Source organism: Pseudomonas fluorescens HK44 (assembly GCF_000217955.3).
Classification (GTDB): domain Bacteria; phylum Pseudomonadota; class Gammaproteobacteria; order Pseudomonadales; family Pseudomonadaceae; genus Aquipseudomonas; species Aquipseudomonas fluorescens_AQ.
This window is the reverse complement of sequence record NZ_AFOY02000028.1, coordinates 1-15,490: the sequence shown is the minus strand read 5'-3', so window position 1 is coordinate 15,490 and position 15,490 is coordinate 1. Positions and strand designations below refer to the sequence as shown.

At 53.1% G+C, this 15,490-nt stretch carries 14 protein-coding genes and 1 pseudogene; 5 read left to right on the top strand and 10 right to left on the bottom strand.

Annotated elements, in window-relative coordinates:
* Positions 1 to 3 precede the first annotated feature (3 nt).
* The 5 genes from tnpB to HK44_RS27950 form a co-directional block, all read right to left on the bottom strand.
* Positions 4 to 405, bottom strand: coding sequence for an IS66 family insertion sequence element accessory protein TnpB (tnpB, locus tag HK44_RS30030; RefSeq protein WP_242031606.1), 402 nt, complete (start codon positions 403 to 405; stop codon positions 4 to 6).
* 533 nt (positions 406 to 938) lie between these two features.
* A complete protein-coding gene (locus tag HK44_RS27965) occupies positions 939 to 1,649 on the bottom strand; it encodes a hypothetical protein (RefSeq protein WP_024265224.1) in 711 nt (236 codons plus the stop codon).
* A 171-nt stretch (positions 1,650 to 1,820) separates the two neighbouring features.
* Positions 1,821 to 2,624, bottom strand: coding sequence for an IS21-like element helper ATPase IstB (gene istB, locus HK44_RS27960; protein WP_024264730.1), 804 nt, complete (start codon positions 2,622 to 2,624; stop codon positions 1,821 to 1,823).
* Positions 2,617 to 4,116 carry an IS21-like element ISPpu27 family transposase gene (gene istA / locus HK44_RS27955; RefSeq protein WP_141651662.1) on the bottom strand — a complete coding sequence of 500 codons (1,500 nt, stop codon included), beginning with the start codon at positions 4,114 to 4,116 and terminating at the stop codon, positions 2,617 to 2,619. Before istA ends, istB begins: the two co-directional genes overlap by 8 nt.
* Before the next feature lie 103 nt (positions 4,117 to 4,219).
* Positions 4,220 to 4,861 carry an SDR family NAD(P)-dependent oxidoreductase gene (locus HK44_RS27950; protein ID WP_024265223.1) on the bottom strand — a complete coding sequence of 214 codons (642 nt, stop codon included), beginning with the start codon at positions 4,859 to 4,861 and terminating at the stop codon, positions 4,220 to 4,222.
* Positions 4,862 to 5,059: 198 nt separating this feature from the next.
* On the opposite strand from HK44_RS27950, the gene HK44_RS27945 reads away from it, so the two are divergent.
* Positions 5,060 to 5,938 carry a phytanoyl-CoA dioxygenase family protein gene (locus HK44_RS27945; RefSeq protein ID WP_019692261.1) on the top strand — a complete coding sequence of 293 codons (879 nt, stop codon included), beginning with the start codon at positions 5,060 to 5,062 and terminating at the stop codon, positions 5,936 to 5,938.
* A gap of 37 nt (positions 5,939 to 5,975) precedes the next feature.
* The gene (locus HK44_RS27940) at positions 5,976 to 6,872 is read left to right on the top strand and encodes an alpha/beta hydrolase (RefSeq protein WP_019692262.1); all 897 of its coding nucleotides are present in this window, start codon (positions 5,976 to 5,978) and stop codon (positions 6,870 to 6,872) included.
* A 48-nt stretch (positions 6,873 to 6,920) separates the two neighbouring features.
* Here the strand turns inward: HK44_RS27940 and HK44_RS27935 are convergent, their stop codons facing one another.
* Positions 6,921 to 7,805, bottom strand: a complete 885-nt coding sequence (locus HK44_RS27935) for an NAD(P)-dependent oxidoreductase (protein WP_019692263.1) — start codon at positions 7,803 to 7,805, stop codon at positions 6,921 to 6,923.
* Between the two features lie 453 nt (positions 7,806 to 8,258).
* Here HK44_RS27935 and HK44_RS27930 point away from each other — a divergent pair, with 453 nt between their 5' ends.
* A complete protein-coding gene (locus tag HK44_RS27930) occupies positions 8,259 to 8,918 on the top strand; it encodes a TetR/AcrR family transcriptional regulator (protein WP_019692264.1) in 660 nt (219 codons plus the stop codon).
* A gap of 43 nt (positions 8,919 to 8,961) precedes the next feature.
* Here the strand turns inward: HK44_RS27930 and HK44_RS30765 are convergent, their stop codons facing one another.
* The 4 genes and pseudogenes from HK44_RS30765 to HK44_RS27915 form a co-directional block, all read right to left on the bottom strand.
* A complete protein-coding gene (locus tag HK44_RS30765; protein WP_431357351.1) occupies positions 8,962 to 9,717 on the bottom strand; it encodes a methyl-accepting chemotaxis protein in 756 nt (251 codons plus the stop codon).
* Between the two features lie 102 nt (positions 9,718 to 9,819).
* A pseudogene (locus HK44_RS30760) lies at positions 9,820 to 10,785 on the bottom strand (HAMP domain-containing protein); the annotation flags it as partial.
* Between the two features lie 451 nt (positions 10,786 to 11,236).
* On the bottom strand, positions 11,237 to 12,730 hold the full coding sequence (locus HK44_RS27920) for a cytosine permease (RefSeq protein WP_080690695.1): 1,494 nt from the start codon (positions 12,728 to 12,730) through the stop codon (positions 11,237 to 11,239).
* Entirely contained in the window at positions 12,727 to 12,948 is a 222-nt protein-coding gene (locus tag HK44_RS27915; RefSeq protein WP_019692267.1) for a hypothetical protein, read from the bottom strand. Before HK44_RS27915 ends, HK44_RS27920 begins: the two co-directional genes overlap by 4 nt.
* Before the next feature lie 308 nt (positions 12,949 to 13,256).
* Here HK44_RS27915 and HK44_RS27910 point away from each other — a divergent pair, with 308 nt between their 5' ends.
* Entirely contained in the window at positions 13,257 to 14,021 is a 765-nt protein-coding gene (locus tag HK44_RS27910) for an SDR family NAD(P)-dependent oxidoreductase (protein WP_052014785.1), read from the top strand.
* 279 nt (positions 14,022 to 14,300) lie between these two features.
* Entirely contained in the window at positions 14,301 to 15,281 is a 981-nt protein-coding gene (locus tag HK44_RS27905; protein WP_019692269.1) for a helix-turn-helix domain-containing protein, read from the top strand.
* Positions 15,282 to 15,490 lie beyond the last annotated feature (209 nt).

Here is a 15,490-nt window from a genome sequence, read left to right as displayed (position 1 = left end):
GCCTTAGTTCAATCGGCGAGCAGCCAGCCCGATGCCAATTCCGTCGTGCACCAGCACTTTCATACGAGTGGCGCGGCGGTTGGCGAACAAATAAGCGCAGTGCGGCTTCGCCGCACCGAACACCGCCACGACCCTCGCCAAAGCGGCGTCGGCACGTATGTCCATGGGCTCAGTGGCGAGCCAGATGGTGTCGCTGCGGATCATCGCAACAGGTCTCGAAGACAGATCGCGCTGGCAGCAGCGCTTTCGGTCGTCCAGTTCACTTTGACGGTGCCGCGTGAGCGTGGGATTTCGAGGCAGATCATGGCCGGGGTGATATCCGATCGTGACGCCGACGACGGTAATGTCACCGGAATGAAGGCAGGTTGCAGGACGACACTTTTCTGCGATCGCAGCCGAATCCACTTATATACGAGGTTCGTGTTAGGGCCAGGTATGGCAAGGCGACGTGCGTGCTGATGAGTGCCGAAATCAGGCTTTACTTGTCACCGTTTCGTCTGTGGTGATTGACCGGTGATTGACAGAGTATCTTCAAGGGAGGGAGTTACAGGCGTAACTCCTTGATTTTATTGGTGGGCCCACACGGACTTGAACCGTGGACCAAAGGATTATGAGTCGCCGCCTGATGCACCGAGGTCAGTAAAGTCTAGGCTAGTACAGGAAGGGTACAATAGCTTTAACCAGTTGATTACATGTAGGTTTGGCTAGTTTTCGCTAGGGGGGTAAAGCTGGGCACTGTACTGCTGTTGTACCTTCTCATGGGCCTGGAGCAGGCGACAATCACCGGTAGTTCGGCTGAAAACTTAGCCGATGCTCCGTTGCCAAGCAATTCCGGCGCCTGGCCAGAAACTAACCAAGAACCGGGTAGTTCGTCTTGGCAATGTCGCGACACGTTTTCAGAGTTCACAAAACGTGTCGCGTAGCTGCCCACAATCGCATCAAGACTGAGTTGACTGCACCTGCTCTCTAGCGATGTCCTGGGCCATCTTCACGACCAGCTCTAGGTTAACGTCTGCGTCGGGGACATGTTCTACGGCTCGGGACATGCGGCGAGTAGGATGTGGGGGGATTCTTCCCTTGAAGAGTTTCGCCACCAGTGCATATCGCTTTGGTAACCCCCTGGTAGCAAGAAACTCAGGATGTGCAGCGATTTCGATAGCCAGCTTCTCCAACCCATTGGTGTTGCCGAGTAACGCACGTTGCCTGATGTTGGAACGTTCCTCTCTATGTTCATCAATCAGATCCCCAATTGCATCCTCAAGGTTGCTTGACCACAAGGTCTGGAATTTTGCTACCCGATTGGCACCCGCTCCAGGGAACATGGCGCACAGGTAATAGGCCTTTCCCGTTTGCGCCGCTACTGCCGATTCCTCGAGCTGAAGCCTTTCCCGTATCGCCTCAACCGTAGGGAAGCGAGTGTTGGTCTCGTCCTCATCGAACTCCTCCTCCCACCCCTCGGAGCCCATCTCACTCTCGATAAACCTGACGAGATCGAATTTGAACTCGAACCAATAGATGGCACGCGGCTTTTCTGCCCTGATTGCCGCTAAAAAAGGCTCTCTTGATAGGATTAAAGTGGGTGATGCTTCTTGGTTGCCGTAATAGGCTTCAATGCCTGCGATCTCGAGCTCCTCACAGAGCTGCAACACCTGCTGTCGGCGCTGATTGAAAACTGACCCACCCTGCCGATTGAAATTGACCCAGGGCGGATTGCTGATTTGGCATCAGCAATTGTGGATAAGCTTAGCAGTCGTGTCCCGGTGGAAAAGGCATTAAGCCCCACCGCATGTGGGCATGCGGCAGGGTATTTTCGGTGCGGATCAAAACAACTCATCGTCCTCGGCACCATCCTCGTCTTTGCGCTTTCGTTCACGTGATTTGATCTTCGTCTGGGCGACCAAGCTGCTGTGTTGCAGGCGGTAGGACTCGTTGCCCGTTTCGACGATGTGGCAGTGGTGTGTCAGCCGATCCAGCAACGCCGTGGTCATCTTGGCGTCACCAAACACACTCGACCATTCCGAGAAGCTGAGGTTGGTGGTGATCACCACGCTGGTGTGCTCGTACAGCTTGGACAGCAAGTGAAATAACAGGGCACCACCGCTCTGACTGAAAGGCAAATACCCCAGTTCATCGAGTATCACCAGGTCTGTGCGTAACAGCCCTTGAGCGATGCGGCCCGTCTTGCCGTCGTACTTTTCGCGCTCCAGCAGATTGACCAGATCCACCGTGGAGTAGAAGCGCACGCGTTTGTGATGTGTCGTGATCCCGGACACGGCCAAGGCGGTGGCGAGGTGTGTTTTGCCTGTTCCAGGCCCGCCGATGAATACGACATTCTGCGCGGTATCGGTGAACTCCAGGTTGGACAGATCCCTGACCAAGCGAGCGTCTGCGCTGGAAGCGCTAAAGTCGAAGCCGGCCAAATCACGATGCATGGGGAGTTTGGCCATGTTCATCTGGTGGTTCACTGAGCGCACCGCTCGATCCGCATGTTCTTGTTGGAGAAGATGCTCAAGTAGCCATTTCGACGAGGTCGTTGAGGCTTCGCCTTGCGAGGCCAGTTCTTCCCAGGCGCTGGCCATGCCATGCAGACGCAGTTCTTTGAGTTCCGCCATAAGATCACGCATTGCGAGTCTCCTCATCGGTGGTACGGAGCCGGTCGTAGCGTGCCGTATTGGCGACAGGCGCTATCTTGAGTTGCAGGCTGGTTTCGGCGGACGGAGGGGCTGCTGTCGATGTCAGTCGAGCCAGGACATTCAGGATGTGGTCAGCACTCAAGCTGCCTGATTCAAGTACCAACTCCACAGCCACCAACACGGCATCGAGCCCGGCGATGGGGACAGCCGCCAGTACCTGCGTCATGATTCGATCACCATTGGTGTGACGCCTCAGACCGCGTTTTAGCAGTTGCAAAGGCTTCGGCAGATCAGCAAACGGAGCGCCATTGCGCAGCGCTCCGGGCTTGCGCTCGATAAGCGGGATGTAATGCTGCCAGTCGAAACTGACCTGATCTCGATCAAACAGGCGCTCGTGACTGGCAATCGTCGTTTCATCGGCGATGACAACCACCCGAGAAGGATACAGACGGCTGCTGACCCATTGGCCGACCCGCTCACACGGCACCGAATAGCGATTTCGCGCCACGCTGATCAGACAGGTGCTGGAGACCCGAACGGTGCGCTCGACGTAGCCATCAAAGGCAGTCGGCATGGGCATCATTTCCACCCGTTCCAGTTCCAGGACGTCCGCCACGGTCAGCCCGTTGTACTGCGGGTGCACCAGTTCGTCCCAGAGCGCACGGCAGCGTTGGCCGAGCCAGGCATTCAATTCCTCGAAGGTGTGGAACATGCAGTTTTGAGCATCGAGCCAGATGCGCCGTCGGCTGTCTTGGACGTTCTTTTCAACGATGCCTTTTTCCCAGCCGGAGGCCACGTTGCAGAAGTCCGGGTCGAACAGGTAGTGCGCGCACATCACGGCAAACCGGGCATTGACCGTGCGCCCCTTACCCTTGTTGACCTTGTCGACAGCGGTCTTCATGTTGTCGTAGATGCCGCGACGCGGCACCCCACCTAACGCGCCAAACGAGCGGGTATGGGCATCGAACAACATCTCGTGGCCTTGGCTGGGATACGCAACCAACCAAAATGCGCGACTGGCGCACAGCTTCATATGGGAGACCTGGATGCGTCGGAACAGGCCGCCGATCAGCAGACCTTCTTCGCTCCAGTCGAATTGAAAGGCCTCCCCGAGTGCAAAGGTCAGCGGCACAAAGGCCCGTAAAGACTTGCCTTGCTCGCCGCGCCACGAGCGTATGAAGGCGGTGAGCTGGCTGTAGCCGCCGTCGTACCCCTCGGCCTTGATCTGTTCGAAGAGTGCTTTGGCACTTCTGCGATTGTGCTTTGCCCGAAACGAATCGGCCTTGAGCGCCTGCTCCAGCGTCTCGTGAAATGGACTGAGTTTGTTGAAGGTTGCGCACCGTTGGTACGCCGGCTGGGTGGCTTCGGGTGCTCTGACCCATTTTCGGATGGTGTTTCTCGACAGCCCGGTACGCTTGGCTATCTGGTGCAGCGAGAGCTTGTCGCGGAAGTACATCCGCCGGATTTTTCCCAACATTTCCATGCTGATCACCCTGTGTTCTCCTGCTCGGAAAGCGAGCAGAAGCAGTTGAACACCTGGGTCAGTTTTCAGTCGGCAGAACAGCCTTTACTGGGTCAGTTTTCGGTCAGCGGCAACAGATTGGATGCAGTTTGGCCAATCGCTCCAGTTCAACTGGGTCATTTCCAACCATTGGCGTCATGATGTATCCAGGGTGAATGCTGTTGACACGAATCTTGTAGCCACTTCGGCCAGCATGCAACGCAGCTGATTTGGTGAGATTACGGATTGCGCCTTTACCTGCGCAATATGCTGCGTATTCCGGATGGCCAACGATACCTTCGATGGACGACAGATTGATAATCGATCCACCTTTTTCCCGCAGATTTTTGAAGGCATGTTTTACGCCGAAGAAGCTGCCATTGAGGTTGACTGAAAGCTCCTTGCTCCAGTCGTCAAAGCTCATGGTTTCGACATTGCCGGGTACCGCGATACCAGCGCTGTTCATGACGACATTCACGAAACCAAACTTCGATACTCCAGCCTGAAACGCTGAAATCCATTGGCTCTCATCACGAACGTCCAAGCGTGTAAATATTGCCTCGCCACCTGCAGCCCGGATTGCTTGCACAACTGAACTGGCCTTCGCCTCATCGATGTCACAGATGACAATCTTGGCGCCTTCTTCTGCAAAGCGAATGGCGCTGGCAGCACCAATGCCTGATGACGCGCCGGAAATTAATGCAACCTTGCCTTCAAGTCTTTTCATTCTGGTGCACCTCAACGATAGGAATTGTTGAGGAGACGCTATCCGTACTTCGCCAGCCTACCTAGCCAGTATCGGCAACGGGTGCATCGTGCGGGAAACGACTGCGATGCCACGCCGGCTTGCCGATTCTGGATAAAGGAATGCTCACTCGCCTTGTATAAAAGCTCCACGAACACCTGAAGTTTTCCGGAGAGCAAGATGAGTAGCAAAAAAGCGTTGGTCACTCTGCCTAGCAGCGCGAGCATCGACGACATCCTTGAGTGCCTGGAGCGCGATGGTGGGTGCATTGTTAAAAACATGCTCAAGCAAGAGACCATCGACGGATTATGGGCTGATTTGGCTGACGTGCTGGACGTTGCTCCTAACGGCGATGGTTCCTTTGTTGGGCGTAAAACAAGGCGCATATCGGGGTTGTTCTCCCGGTCACTGCACATGCAAGAACTCATCACTCAGCCACAGTTGTACGGCGCAGCAGAGAAGCATCTGTGCAAGCCTTTCAAATACTGGCTCGACGGTGTTCAGCACGTGTCCATCCCAGCGCTGCAGATGTCATTGACCCAGGCAATCATGATCATGCCTGGTGAAGGAGCACAGCCGCTGCATCGGGATGATATTGCACACCACCGCCGTCACCCTGGCCCAGACAGTCAGATCCAGGTGTTGTATGCGTTGAGCGAATACACCGAAGCAAATGGTGCGACGCGAGTTATTCCAGGTAGCCACAAATGGGATGACGATCGTGCGCCAACGTACGAGGAATCCGTGCCGGCTGAGATGAATGTTGGTGATGGCCTAATCTACCTCGGATCGACGTACCACAGTGGTGGTAAGAACACGACCGTGGACAAACCACGTACTGCGATCGCGACTACCTTGGTTTTGGGTTACTTGCGCCAAGAGGAAAACCAATACATCGCGGTGCCTCGTGAGCGCGTCCGTGAGTTCCCAGAGCGTGTTCAGCGCCTATTGGGCTGGAGCACGAACCCACCGTTCTGCGGATGGATCGAGATGCGCGATCCCAATTACCTGGTTGCTCCAGATGCCGCTTTGAACACCACCGCCGAAGACATCCTTTAGCACTCATTAATCGGCGACGACGCTTGGAGAACCAGCAATGCGCAGTGACATTAGCTTTGAAACTACCGATGGCTTGACGCTCCGAGGGTGGCTGTACACTCCTGAAGGACAGGCAAGGAGTCAGTATCCGGCCATCGTCATGGCCCACGGGTTTACTGCTGTAAAAGAGCAGTACCTGGATAAATACGGTGAAGTATTTTCGCAAAATGGTTTTGCCGTATTGATCTACGACAACCGTAATTTCGGATCGAGTGATGGTCTTCCTCGGCAGGAAGTTGATCCCGTCCTTCAGATCCGCGATTACCGAGACGCCATTACGTTCGCATGCACGCTTGAGCAGATCGACAGTCAGCGGATCGGCATTTGGGGGTCAAGCTACAGTGGTGGACATGTTTTACAGGTAGCGGCTTTTGATCGCCGGGTGAAATGTGTAGCGGCACAGGTGCCTGATATAAGCGGGTCGATGGATGTGCGCCTCGCCATTCGCCCCGATTTGCTACCTGCAGTCATTGATGCATTCGAGGTCGACCGGGCTGATCGCTATGCGGGCAAAGCCCCTATGATGCTCGAAGTCGTTAATGAAGACCCTACGAGTGATTGTGCTCTTCCAGGGCAGGATTCCTACGATTTCTTCGTCCACAGCGGACGAACCATCGCTCCTGCTTGGCGCAACGAGGTAACGCTCAAGAGCGTTGAGATGCTCAATGAGTATGAGCCGGGGTCTGTCATTGATCGCATAAGTCCGACTCCGCTGCTGATGCTTGTGGCCAAGCGTGATACGTTGACGGTCACGGATTTGGCGCTCAAAGCATACGAGCAGGCGCTTCAGCCGAAGGCCCTTGTTCTACTTGAAGGTGGTCACTTCGACCCTTACGTCAAATACTTTGAAGCTTCGAGTAAGGCGGCGACGGACTGGTTCTTACAGCATCTGTAGATTTATTTGCGAAGCTAAAAGCCCCGGAAATTTCCGGGGCTTTTTTCGTCAGTGTTCTTGGCTGTCAGGTTGAATGTGATTGGCGTACGTGGCGGCGATCCCAAGGTCTCCGCGACCCTCAGCAACGGCCATCTCCATGCAGTGAAGGTTGGCCGTGAAGAGGCTGGCGCGTTGTCCTGAATCAAGCATGGTCTGGCGCCACGATTTCACTGCCGCTACGTAAATTGAAAGGGTTGCCTGATCAGTTCGATAGTCATCAGACTTGTGGTGCTTGATGACCGCAGTCAGCTCAGTTTTGAGAAGATCCAGGAAATAATTGAGACATCCTTCGAGCTGCTCGATACCTACTCCTGCTTTTTTGGCGAAATCTACGGCCTCCAGAAAGGCGCCGATACTGGTGTTGTAAAATGCGCCAGCCATAGCAGCATCCAACACGTTCGCTGCGCCGACTAACTCCCCTATCCAGCGTGAAGCTCCGCCTGGCATTCGTAGCAAAATCTCATGACGGAGCCAGACTTCCTGGGAGCCTGAATAGTGAATCAGCGTACTCTCATGGCCGATATCGTCAGGGTAAGCTTCAATTGCGGCGTCAAGGTAGTGACCTCCGTTAGCGCGGATATAGGCCTGCAGTTGAGTTGCATCTTTAGCCGATCCAGTCATGAAATTTACGAAATCGCGACCTGCGATCAAGTGCTCCTGACCACTCATGACGGTTCTGAAAACGTTGTAATCCAAAAGTACAACCAGTACTACTGAGCTTGCTTCCAGCGCCGCGCCGATACTTGATGCCTCCCGAGCGCCCTTCTTAACCAGTGGAGCACACCGACGAGGCGTGCGGTTCCAGACAGTTACGTTCACGCCGTTTTTCATATACAGGTTCGCGAAAGCGGAGCCCATCAAGCCTGTGCCGAGTAGCGTTACATTTTGAACCATGGTATTCCCCCGAGGTAATAGTTTGGTTGGGTGTAGCGGTGCAACGACGAAGACAACGGTTGAAGAGGGGGGGTGATTGAGGTGCTCCATGCCTAATAATTTCGAAGTGGATTTCCCTGCCTCTTGGTAAGGCGGCATCAATTGAGTCGACGGAGTTGGCAACGTAAATTCGTGGTGGTTTTGGGCTGATATGCGCCGGCATACTCGTCGAAATTACGGAAGGTCGCAGGTTGTTTGAGACCTCATTGGAGCAGCTCAATGCAACCTTTCATTGATGCTGCGAGGGACTCTACGCTCGGAAAGTCAGGCGGCTTATCCGAATTTGGCAACTCGATGGGGCCAGTTGGTCATACCGCGCACTGTCGACGTTAGTTAGGGTTAAGATGGAGACTAAAGCTGGAATCTTTCCCAGCAAAAACGGGTCACCAACGCTACGAAAGGAGCGGCCACGGCGTGCTACTAGAGTATGAAGAAAGTGAAGCCGGGGACGTCAGCCCCTACAGCCGTGCCGGTAAGCGGCTAAAAAAAATCGAAGAGATCAACGATGCCGCTGCCGTTATCTTTGTGCGGGACGGCTACGCGCAATTCTCCGCCCGAAAGGTTGCCAAGGAGTTGGGCATTAGCCTCAACAATCTTCAGCACTACTGTGGCAACACGGAAAATCTTTGCCGGCAAATGATCAAGGCAAAGCTTGGTCACTTCGTAGAGGCCGTGAATCACCTGGTTGAGAATTCCTCCGCTGAGACACCGATCGAGCGTTTGGCAGTTGCCATTCGAGAAAACTCATCAGCGACATTTGATACAGAAACTGGAAAGTTCTTTTTTCAAATGGGAGCTCTGGCCAGCCACGATGAGTCGATCAAGGATTTAATGGGCAGTCAGTACAATCACTTCCTTAACGGCTTCTGTCAGTTGATCACTGAAATCAATCCCCAGTTACCGGCGGACAAAGTCCGGACTTACGCTGCTCTGATCGCGACGCAAATTGAGGGGATTTTTTTCTACCAGGATCAATTGAGTCCAACGTCAGGGCTTCGCGAACAGATGGTCGAGACCACGATCTCATTTTGGACTGCCACTTTGGCGCCTACATCAGCAGATAACTCTGTTTAGCTGAGTTAGTGCGCCCCGCGCCTGAGGGCGCGGAGTGCAGAGATCAGACCTTGAAGTGTCCTACTTTTTCTTCGAGTGATTTAGCTAGTTGGTCAAGGTGAATGCTGACGGTTTCCAGCTCTTGACCGTTCAACGCCAAGCTCTGGGTGAAGTCCCTGATGTTGCTTACGTTTGCACTAACTTCATCAGCCACGTTACTTTGTTCCTCTGTGGCCGTCGCGATCTGCAGCGTCAAGTCATTTATCTTTCCGACCCCGATGCTCATCTGCTGAAGTGCTTCTCCCACCTTGGCAAATTCTTCTACCGTGGTGCCTGTCAGTAAGTGGCTTTCGCTCATCGCCGAGACCACATTGGAGGTGTTCTGTTGAAGGGCTTCGATGACTTGCTGGCTCTCTGTTACAGAATCTTGAGTGCGCCGAGCTAACGTTCGAACCTCGTCTGCGACAACTGCAAATCCTCGACCGGCTTCGCCCGCGCGGGCTGCTTCGATTGCTGCATTCAATGCGAGCAGGTTTGTCTGTTCGGCGATCCCTCGAATGACCTCTAATACGGAACTGATCTTGGTACTGCTATCGGCGAGCGCTTTGACCTGAGACATGTTCTGGCTCATCCCATTGGAGAGCTTTTGAATTGTTTGGCTCGCGTTGACGATGATTCGATCGGCTTGTGTGCCTGCGAGATTACTATCTTGCGCTGCATCAGCTGCTGATGCGGTACTCCTGGCAACTTCCTGCGCAGTCGCTGCCATTTCAGTAGACGCCGTAGCGACCTGATCGACCTCACTAGCCTGAGAGTTCAACCTGACGCGAGATTCCTGTGCTATCGCGGAGGCGTGCGTTGCGGCCTCACGAGTCTGGTGGGCTGATGCTTGGATCTCTTTGATCAGAGGATGCAGTTTGTCCAGGAAGCGGTTGAACCATCCTGATAGCTCTCCGAGTTCATTAGGCTGGCGGTAGTTGATTCGCTTGGTAAGGTCGCCGTCACCGGTCGCGATTTCCTTGATCATGAGTGTGATCACACTCAAGGGTTGAAGCGATTTATGAATGACTATCGCGCTTAACAAGAGACCTAATGTTCCGAGCAGCGCACCGAACATAATACTTTCCCACATCCCTGATCGGCGTCGTGTATCCAACTGGTCTGCCAGCTTGTCTGCAGGTGCCATCAGCGTATCCCATGGTACGTCTATCTTTACGGCCCAAGGTGCTGACTCGCCAATAGGAGAGAAGGGCAGTAGCAACTGAAAATTGTCGAGATCATGGGCAGCTGATAGCCCTAAAGTAAACGTAGCAGCCTTAAGTTGTGCACCATTTCCGGGCCATACCTGGGAAGCTAATTTGCCAGCTGAACTAGCCGAGGCGCTGTTAGCAGCGACTATCCCTTGGTCGCTCACGATGCTGACGGCAGAATGCCCATCGTATATATCTCGGGAGAGCTTTTCGCTTTGCTCCTGAAGATCAGTCAGACTCAAGTCGACGACCAGCACGCCGACATACTTGCCCTTTTCCAAGTAGGGAACGGCAAGCGATACGAGACCTTCAGTTTGGCCATTCAGAGTGTCGAAGTAAGGGGCAGTAATGCAGGGCTTAAGCGTACTTTTCGAGCAGCTGTACCAATAATTCATCGGTTGGCCGCTAGCATTCGGTTGATCGCCGTTGATAGTTTTTTCGTCTAATGCTGCTAATTCGAAGGTAGCGCTGCCGTAACGAGAGTAATAGGTTGAGAAGCGGCCTATTTCGTTTGAGCCGAACTCTGTCTTGCCTTTGAAACCTTCATCTTCACCACCTGCTTGATTGGGTTCAAAAGCTACGTATAGCCCCAAGAAAGCAGGGTTGGCCGCAATCGCTTGATGAATGCTTTTGACCATATCTTGCCGCAGGTTTCCGGCGCTGATCCTGCCCTCTGAGTATTGATCTCGAAGCGTACCCATCTGCAGAGCTACCTGTTGAGCTAGGAGCTTGGCATCGCTGAATTTTTTCTCTATTCGAGCTTGCTGGGCTCTACCGTTGCCGATGAGCTGATCGCGAGCTGCGACTTCTAAGAGAGAACTGCTCTGCGTTCGGATTTCATCTGAAGATACCTCTCCCTGGTAGGCGTTTAGGGCTACGACGCTCGCAAGTGTCGTCACCAGGCATAGTCCTGTTAGAGCTAGCATCCTGAACTTCATTGAGTACATCGATAGCATGAGCAACGCCTCTGTTGGGCGCAATGAGCTGCGCGCATTGCATAAAAAAGGGCGCCTAGAAGACGCCCTGAGGGAAACCTGATTTAGAGCTCAGCTACAGCTGAGGCTCATAGGAGGGGGACCGTTTTGGCAGCTATAGGCCGACCCTCACTGTTCCCGGTTTTGGCTGTGGATCGAGCGTTGGACGACTGGTGATCGCCGTCCCCTTCGTATAGCTTCCTTTCCCCATTGGAGCCACGATGAGTCTCACGGCCAAGTAGTAGGAGAATCCAGAAATAGCAATCACAGGGATGGAAGCGCCCAAGTAGCGGAACCATCCACTCATTGCGACTGTTACAGGGTCGTATAGAGCCAAGTAACCAACCACCGCGACAATGCTGATTAATACAGCTGCCCAGTTCACGCCGCCCCAGTAGGCATAGTTGCTGTTGCGAGTCGCGAAAAGACTGGAAGCATCGAGCTGCTCGCGTCTCAGGATGAAGTAATCAACCAGCGTGATCCCGGAGATGCCCACAAACATCACGCCGTTGTACGACAGCCAACTCATAACCTTGGACAGCAACCATTCGGTCTCAAAGGCAAAATACACACCAGGCAGCAGGAGGAGGGCAAGAAGCATTTCCCATTTCAATCTTGCGAAGAATTTGACCTGCTGAATTGAAACCCCTGCCAGGTAGATCATCACAACCATCGTGGCAATGTTCGCCGTCAGAACGATGGTCATCACGATTGAGCCGAACACTTGCCCGCCAACCGCGATCATCCAAATCGTTGGGTCGTAAGTGCCTGCGCTAATGGCTGCAAGGGCCGCGACGGTAGAGACAACCGCTGCTCCGAGGATTCCAACGCCAATGATTGAGGGGCCCATGACATGATTTTTGCTTTTTACCAGGCGGGTAAGACCACCCATGACTGGCCACCAAGTCATGGCATTGGAGACGCCAAACTCAACGGCAAGTGCCAGGCCCTGTACGGGATCATGCGATAGCATCTGATCTGGGGCCACTTGGTTGTGCCACAGATTTTCGAGCCCGAATTTATGCACCAGGATGCCAAACATCACTAGGGTGATCAGCATATGCAACGGCCCGATGTAACCGTTGAGACGTTCAAAAAACTTCGGGCCTTTGCATGCAATAAACCAGACAAGGAGCAATGCAGCCAACGCAACGCCAATCACCAAGTGCTCATGTGAGTCGCCGGTAACCTGGCTTCCTGTAACCGTGGCGGCGACGTTCGCTGCTCCCCTGGCGGTCAATGCTTCAACTACGTAAGACCAGCCGATCAAGGTTGCAAGCAAGCCAAATAGGGGAACGATGATTCCTCTGTAGCCGAAAGAAGCTTTAGCGGTATCAATAGGGTCGGTACCGTATTTGTAGCTAGGTACCCCGGAGGCGAGCGAAACCAGTGCCATGCCGATGATGAGGCCGATCACATACCCCATCACGCCGAGTCGCCAATCTCCTACATAAGGTAGATAGCTACCTATCAGGAATGCCCAAGTGGCTGCACTGAAAGCACAGCATGTCCAGAGGAACGAGCCATAGGTTTTATATACCCGGTTACCTGCCAGAACTGGCAGTCGACCCGCAAGTGCTTCTTGTTCGACACTATGTGAAGTGCTCATGCGTTTGCTCCTACTGCAAGCAAGGTACCAATCCAAAGGACAGCACCAAAGAGGATCCATACAGACGCCTCTCGAACTAGCGAAGCCGCGCTACTCCAGCATTCGGAGGAGGTGTGCTCGGGCTGGTTCATGGCCTCCAGTTGTTTCAACAGATCCGTGTTCAAGCTTTCGCTTGTATTCATCATTCCTGTGCCGTGTTCAACGTCAGCTTTGCTCATGTCGTTGCTCTCTGGACGAGTTCTTACGATGCCGTCCGCTTTGGCTGTTTTAGAAAATTATTATGGCAGCGGTAGTAAGTGTTGCTGGACGCTTTGTTATTGCTTCCCTTCGACGGTCAGTGAACCTGTCCATAGCGCCCTGTATTCAGCGTACGCTTGGCGGCTATTACCTCGTATCCGTTTTTGGCAATCCATTTCAAGACTGTCTCCTATTGGTAACCTCCTTTTGCTTTGCCGATATTGGCTATGGCCAGGTACCTACCTGTCGTTACTTTAGGGACTCAGCCTAAAAAATGTGGAGTACGTCCATGAGCACTGAAATGCGTATTGTGGTTATTTCTGGAGCGGGTTCTGGAATTGGCCAGACGACCGCCATCCATTTTGCCCAGCATGGTTACTGCGTAATCGGCTGTGACCTATCGCAATCTGGTTTGGATGAGACGGCCCAAAAAGTGGAGTCTGGGAGCTTTCATGCACGGCTTGTAAATGTTTCTAAAGAGGATGAGGTACGAGGACTCTTTGAGTTCGTCAAATCCTTCAATTTCGCGCTTCATGCCGTTATCCCTTGCGCGGGTGTAGCTCGCACAGGACTGGTTCATGATCAAGCGAGGGAGGATTGGGACTTCATGTTGGGCGTTAACCTGACGGGTACCTGGTTAATGTCGAAGTACTCGATGCCGATTTTCATGGAACAGAAAGGCGGCGCTTTCGTTGCCGTGGGATCCGATGCATCAGTGCGCGGTGCATCGGGATATGCGGCTTACTGCGCGTCAAAACACGGAGTTTTAGGGCTTGTGCGGTGCCTGGCTTTGGACTATGGGCCTTGGGGAGTGCGTAGTAATGCGGTGTGTCCAGGCTTCGTACAGACTCGGATGATGGACAGCTTATTTGCGGAGGCGAGTGACCCTGAAGCAGAGATGAAGTCCTACGCTAAAGAGGTACCTTTGGGCAGATTTGCTCAGCCTGCTGAGGTGGCGAAGGTCATCTATCACCTGGCTTCTGAGGAAGCTAGTTACACGAATGGGATCGTTTATTCTCTGGATGGAGGAGCGACCGCTGGGCATTTTGGATAACCAGGTTTCGCGAGCATTTGGGTAGTTTCTTCTCGGATCCGTCGTCAAGGAGTGAGTAAATTCGCACCAGTCTGGGTCGTCTGACCCAATAAAATGCACAGTCGGTATCACTTCACAAAAAACGCAAAGCCCAAAGCGGCGTTGCGTTTTTTTTTGCTCGGTCTACAGCGCGCGTTTTAGGCACCTTTCTGTGCATAAGCGGGGGAGTAAGAGAGATTTTGATGGGGGCGGCATGAAGCTTGCAGTTGAGTATATGTCACCTAAGTTAAGCGAGATTTCATGATGGCCATGCACACACCTCAGAACGACACCAGGTTTCGATTTATGGAGTCGCATGATGCGTTTGAGCACGCTTGTGGCCTAAATGAATGGGACGACAATCGCTACCATCAGCTTGAGAAAAAAACACAGTTCCATGGAGCCATTGCGAGCCATTCCATTGCCGGTAAGGTTCAAGTAACTCGCGAGACAATGGACAGTCCATGTGTCGAGCAAATTTGTCATGTTCCGCTTGATTCGATAGTCATCGTTAACGTGCGATCCGATGAGGATGTGCTTCTCAATGGCAGGTACGTTAACGCCAACACTTTTCACATTTCGTCTGGGCGCTCTTTCCATGCGGTATCAAAAGCGCCTATCGAAGCATTGATGCTTACCGTCAGTAAGGCTGCTTTTCTCGAAACATTCAAAACTGAAACTTTCCTGAATATCGAGTCGAAGCCATTCGAGCGATTTATTCAGCCCTCGACCGAAACCCAGATCGATTTCGAGCTGAATCTAAAATCACATTTGAGCAACGTTCAGGCTGGAGTCGGGCAAGATCCATTCAGTTCGAGTCTGGATAAGGTTTTTAGCTGCGTCCAAGAGATTTTGGATTTTGAAACTTCTACTCGGCTCGTCGTTCCTCCTTCGACACGGACGTACATCGTCGAAAAGAGCTGCGAATTTTTCGCTCACCATGTCCAGGATGAAGACATTGGAGTGCTAGACCTGTGTAACCATCTCAGGATCAGCCGTAGAACGCTTCAATACAGTTTCGAAGATGTATTGGGCATGACTCCGCTGAACTATGTAAGGTCAGTGCGACTGAACACCGCACGAAAATTGCTGATGTCCTCACCACAGGAAACAATCCAAGGCGCTGCGCTTGATGCTGGCTTCAGCCATCTGGGTAGATTTTCAAAATACTATCAGGAGTTTTTCGGAGAGCTACCATCTCAGACTGTGAGCAGATTGGGCGTGCACCGACGTAATCATTAAGAGACACTCAAATGTAAAAAGCCGGCTCATTCGGAGCCGGCTTTTTATCGCATAATCCTTAGCCCTTTACTCCTGCCACCAGATATTGCGAGTTGAAGCCCAAGGCACCGTGACCGGCATCCTGAGCGATCTTGAGGTCATCCGCGAGTGCCGAGATATGGCTGGCCCGCAGTCCGCTTGCCTTAAGTGCGTCGCGCCACTGAACGACG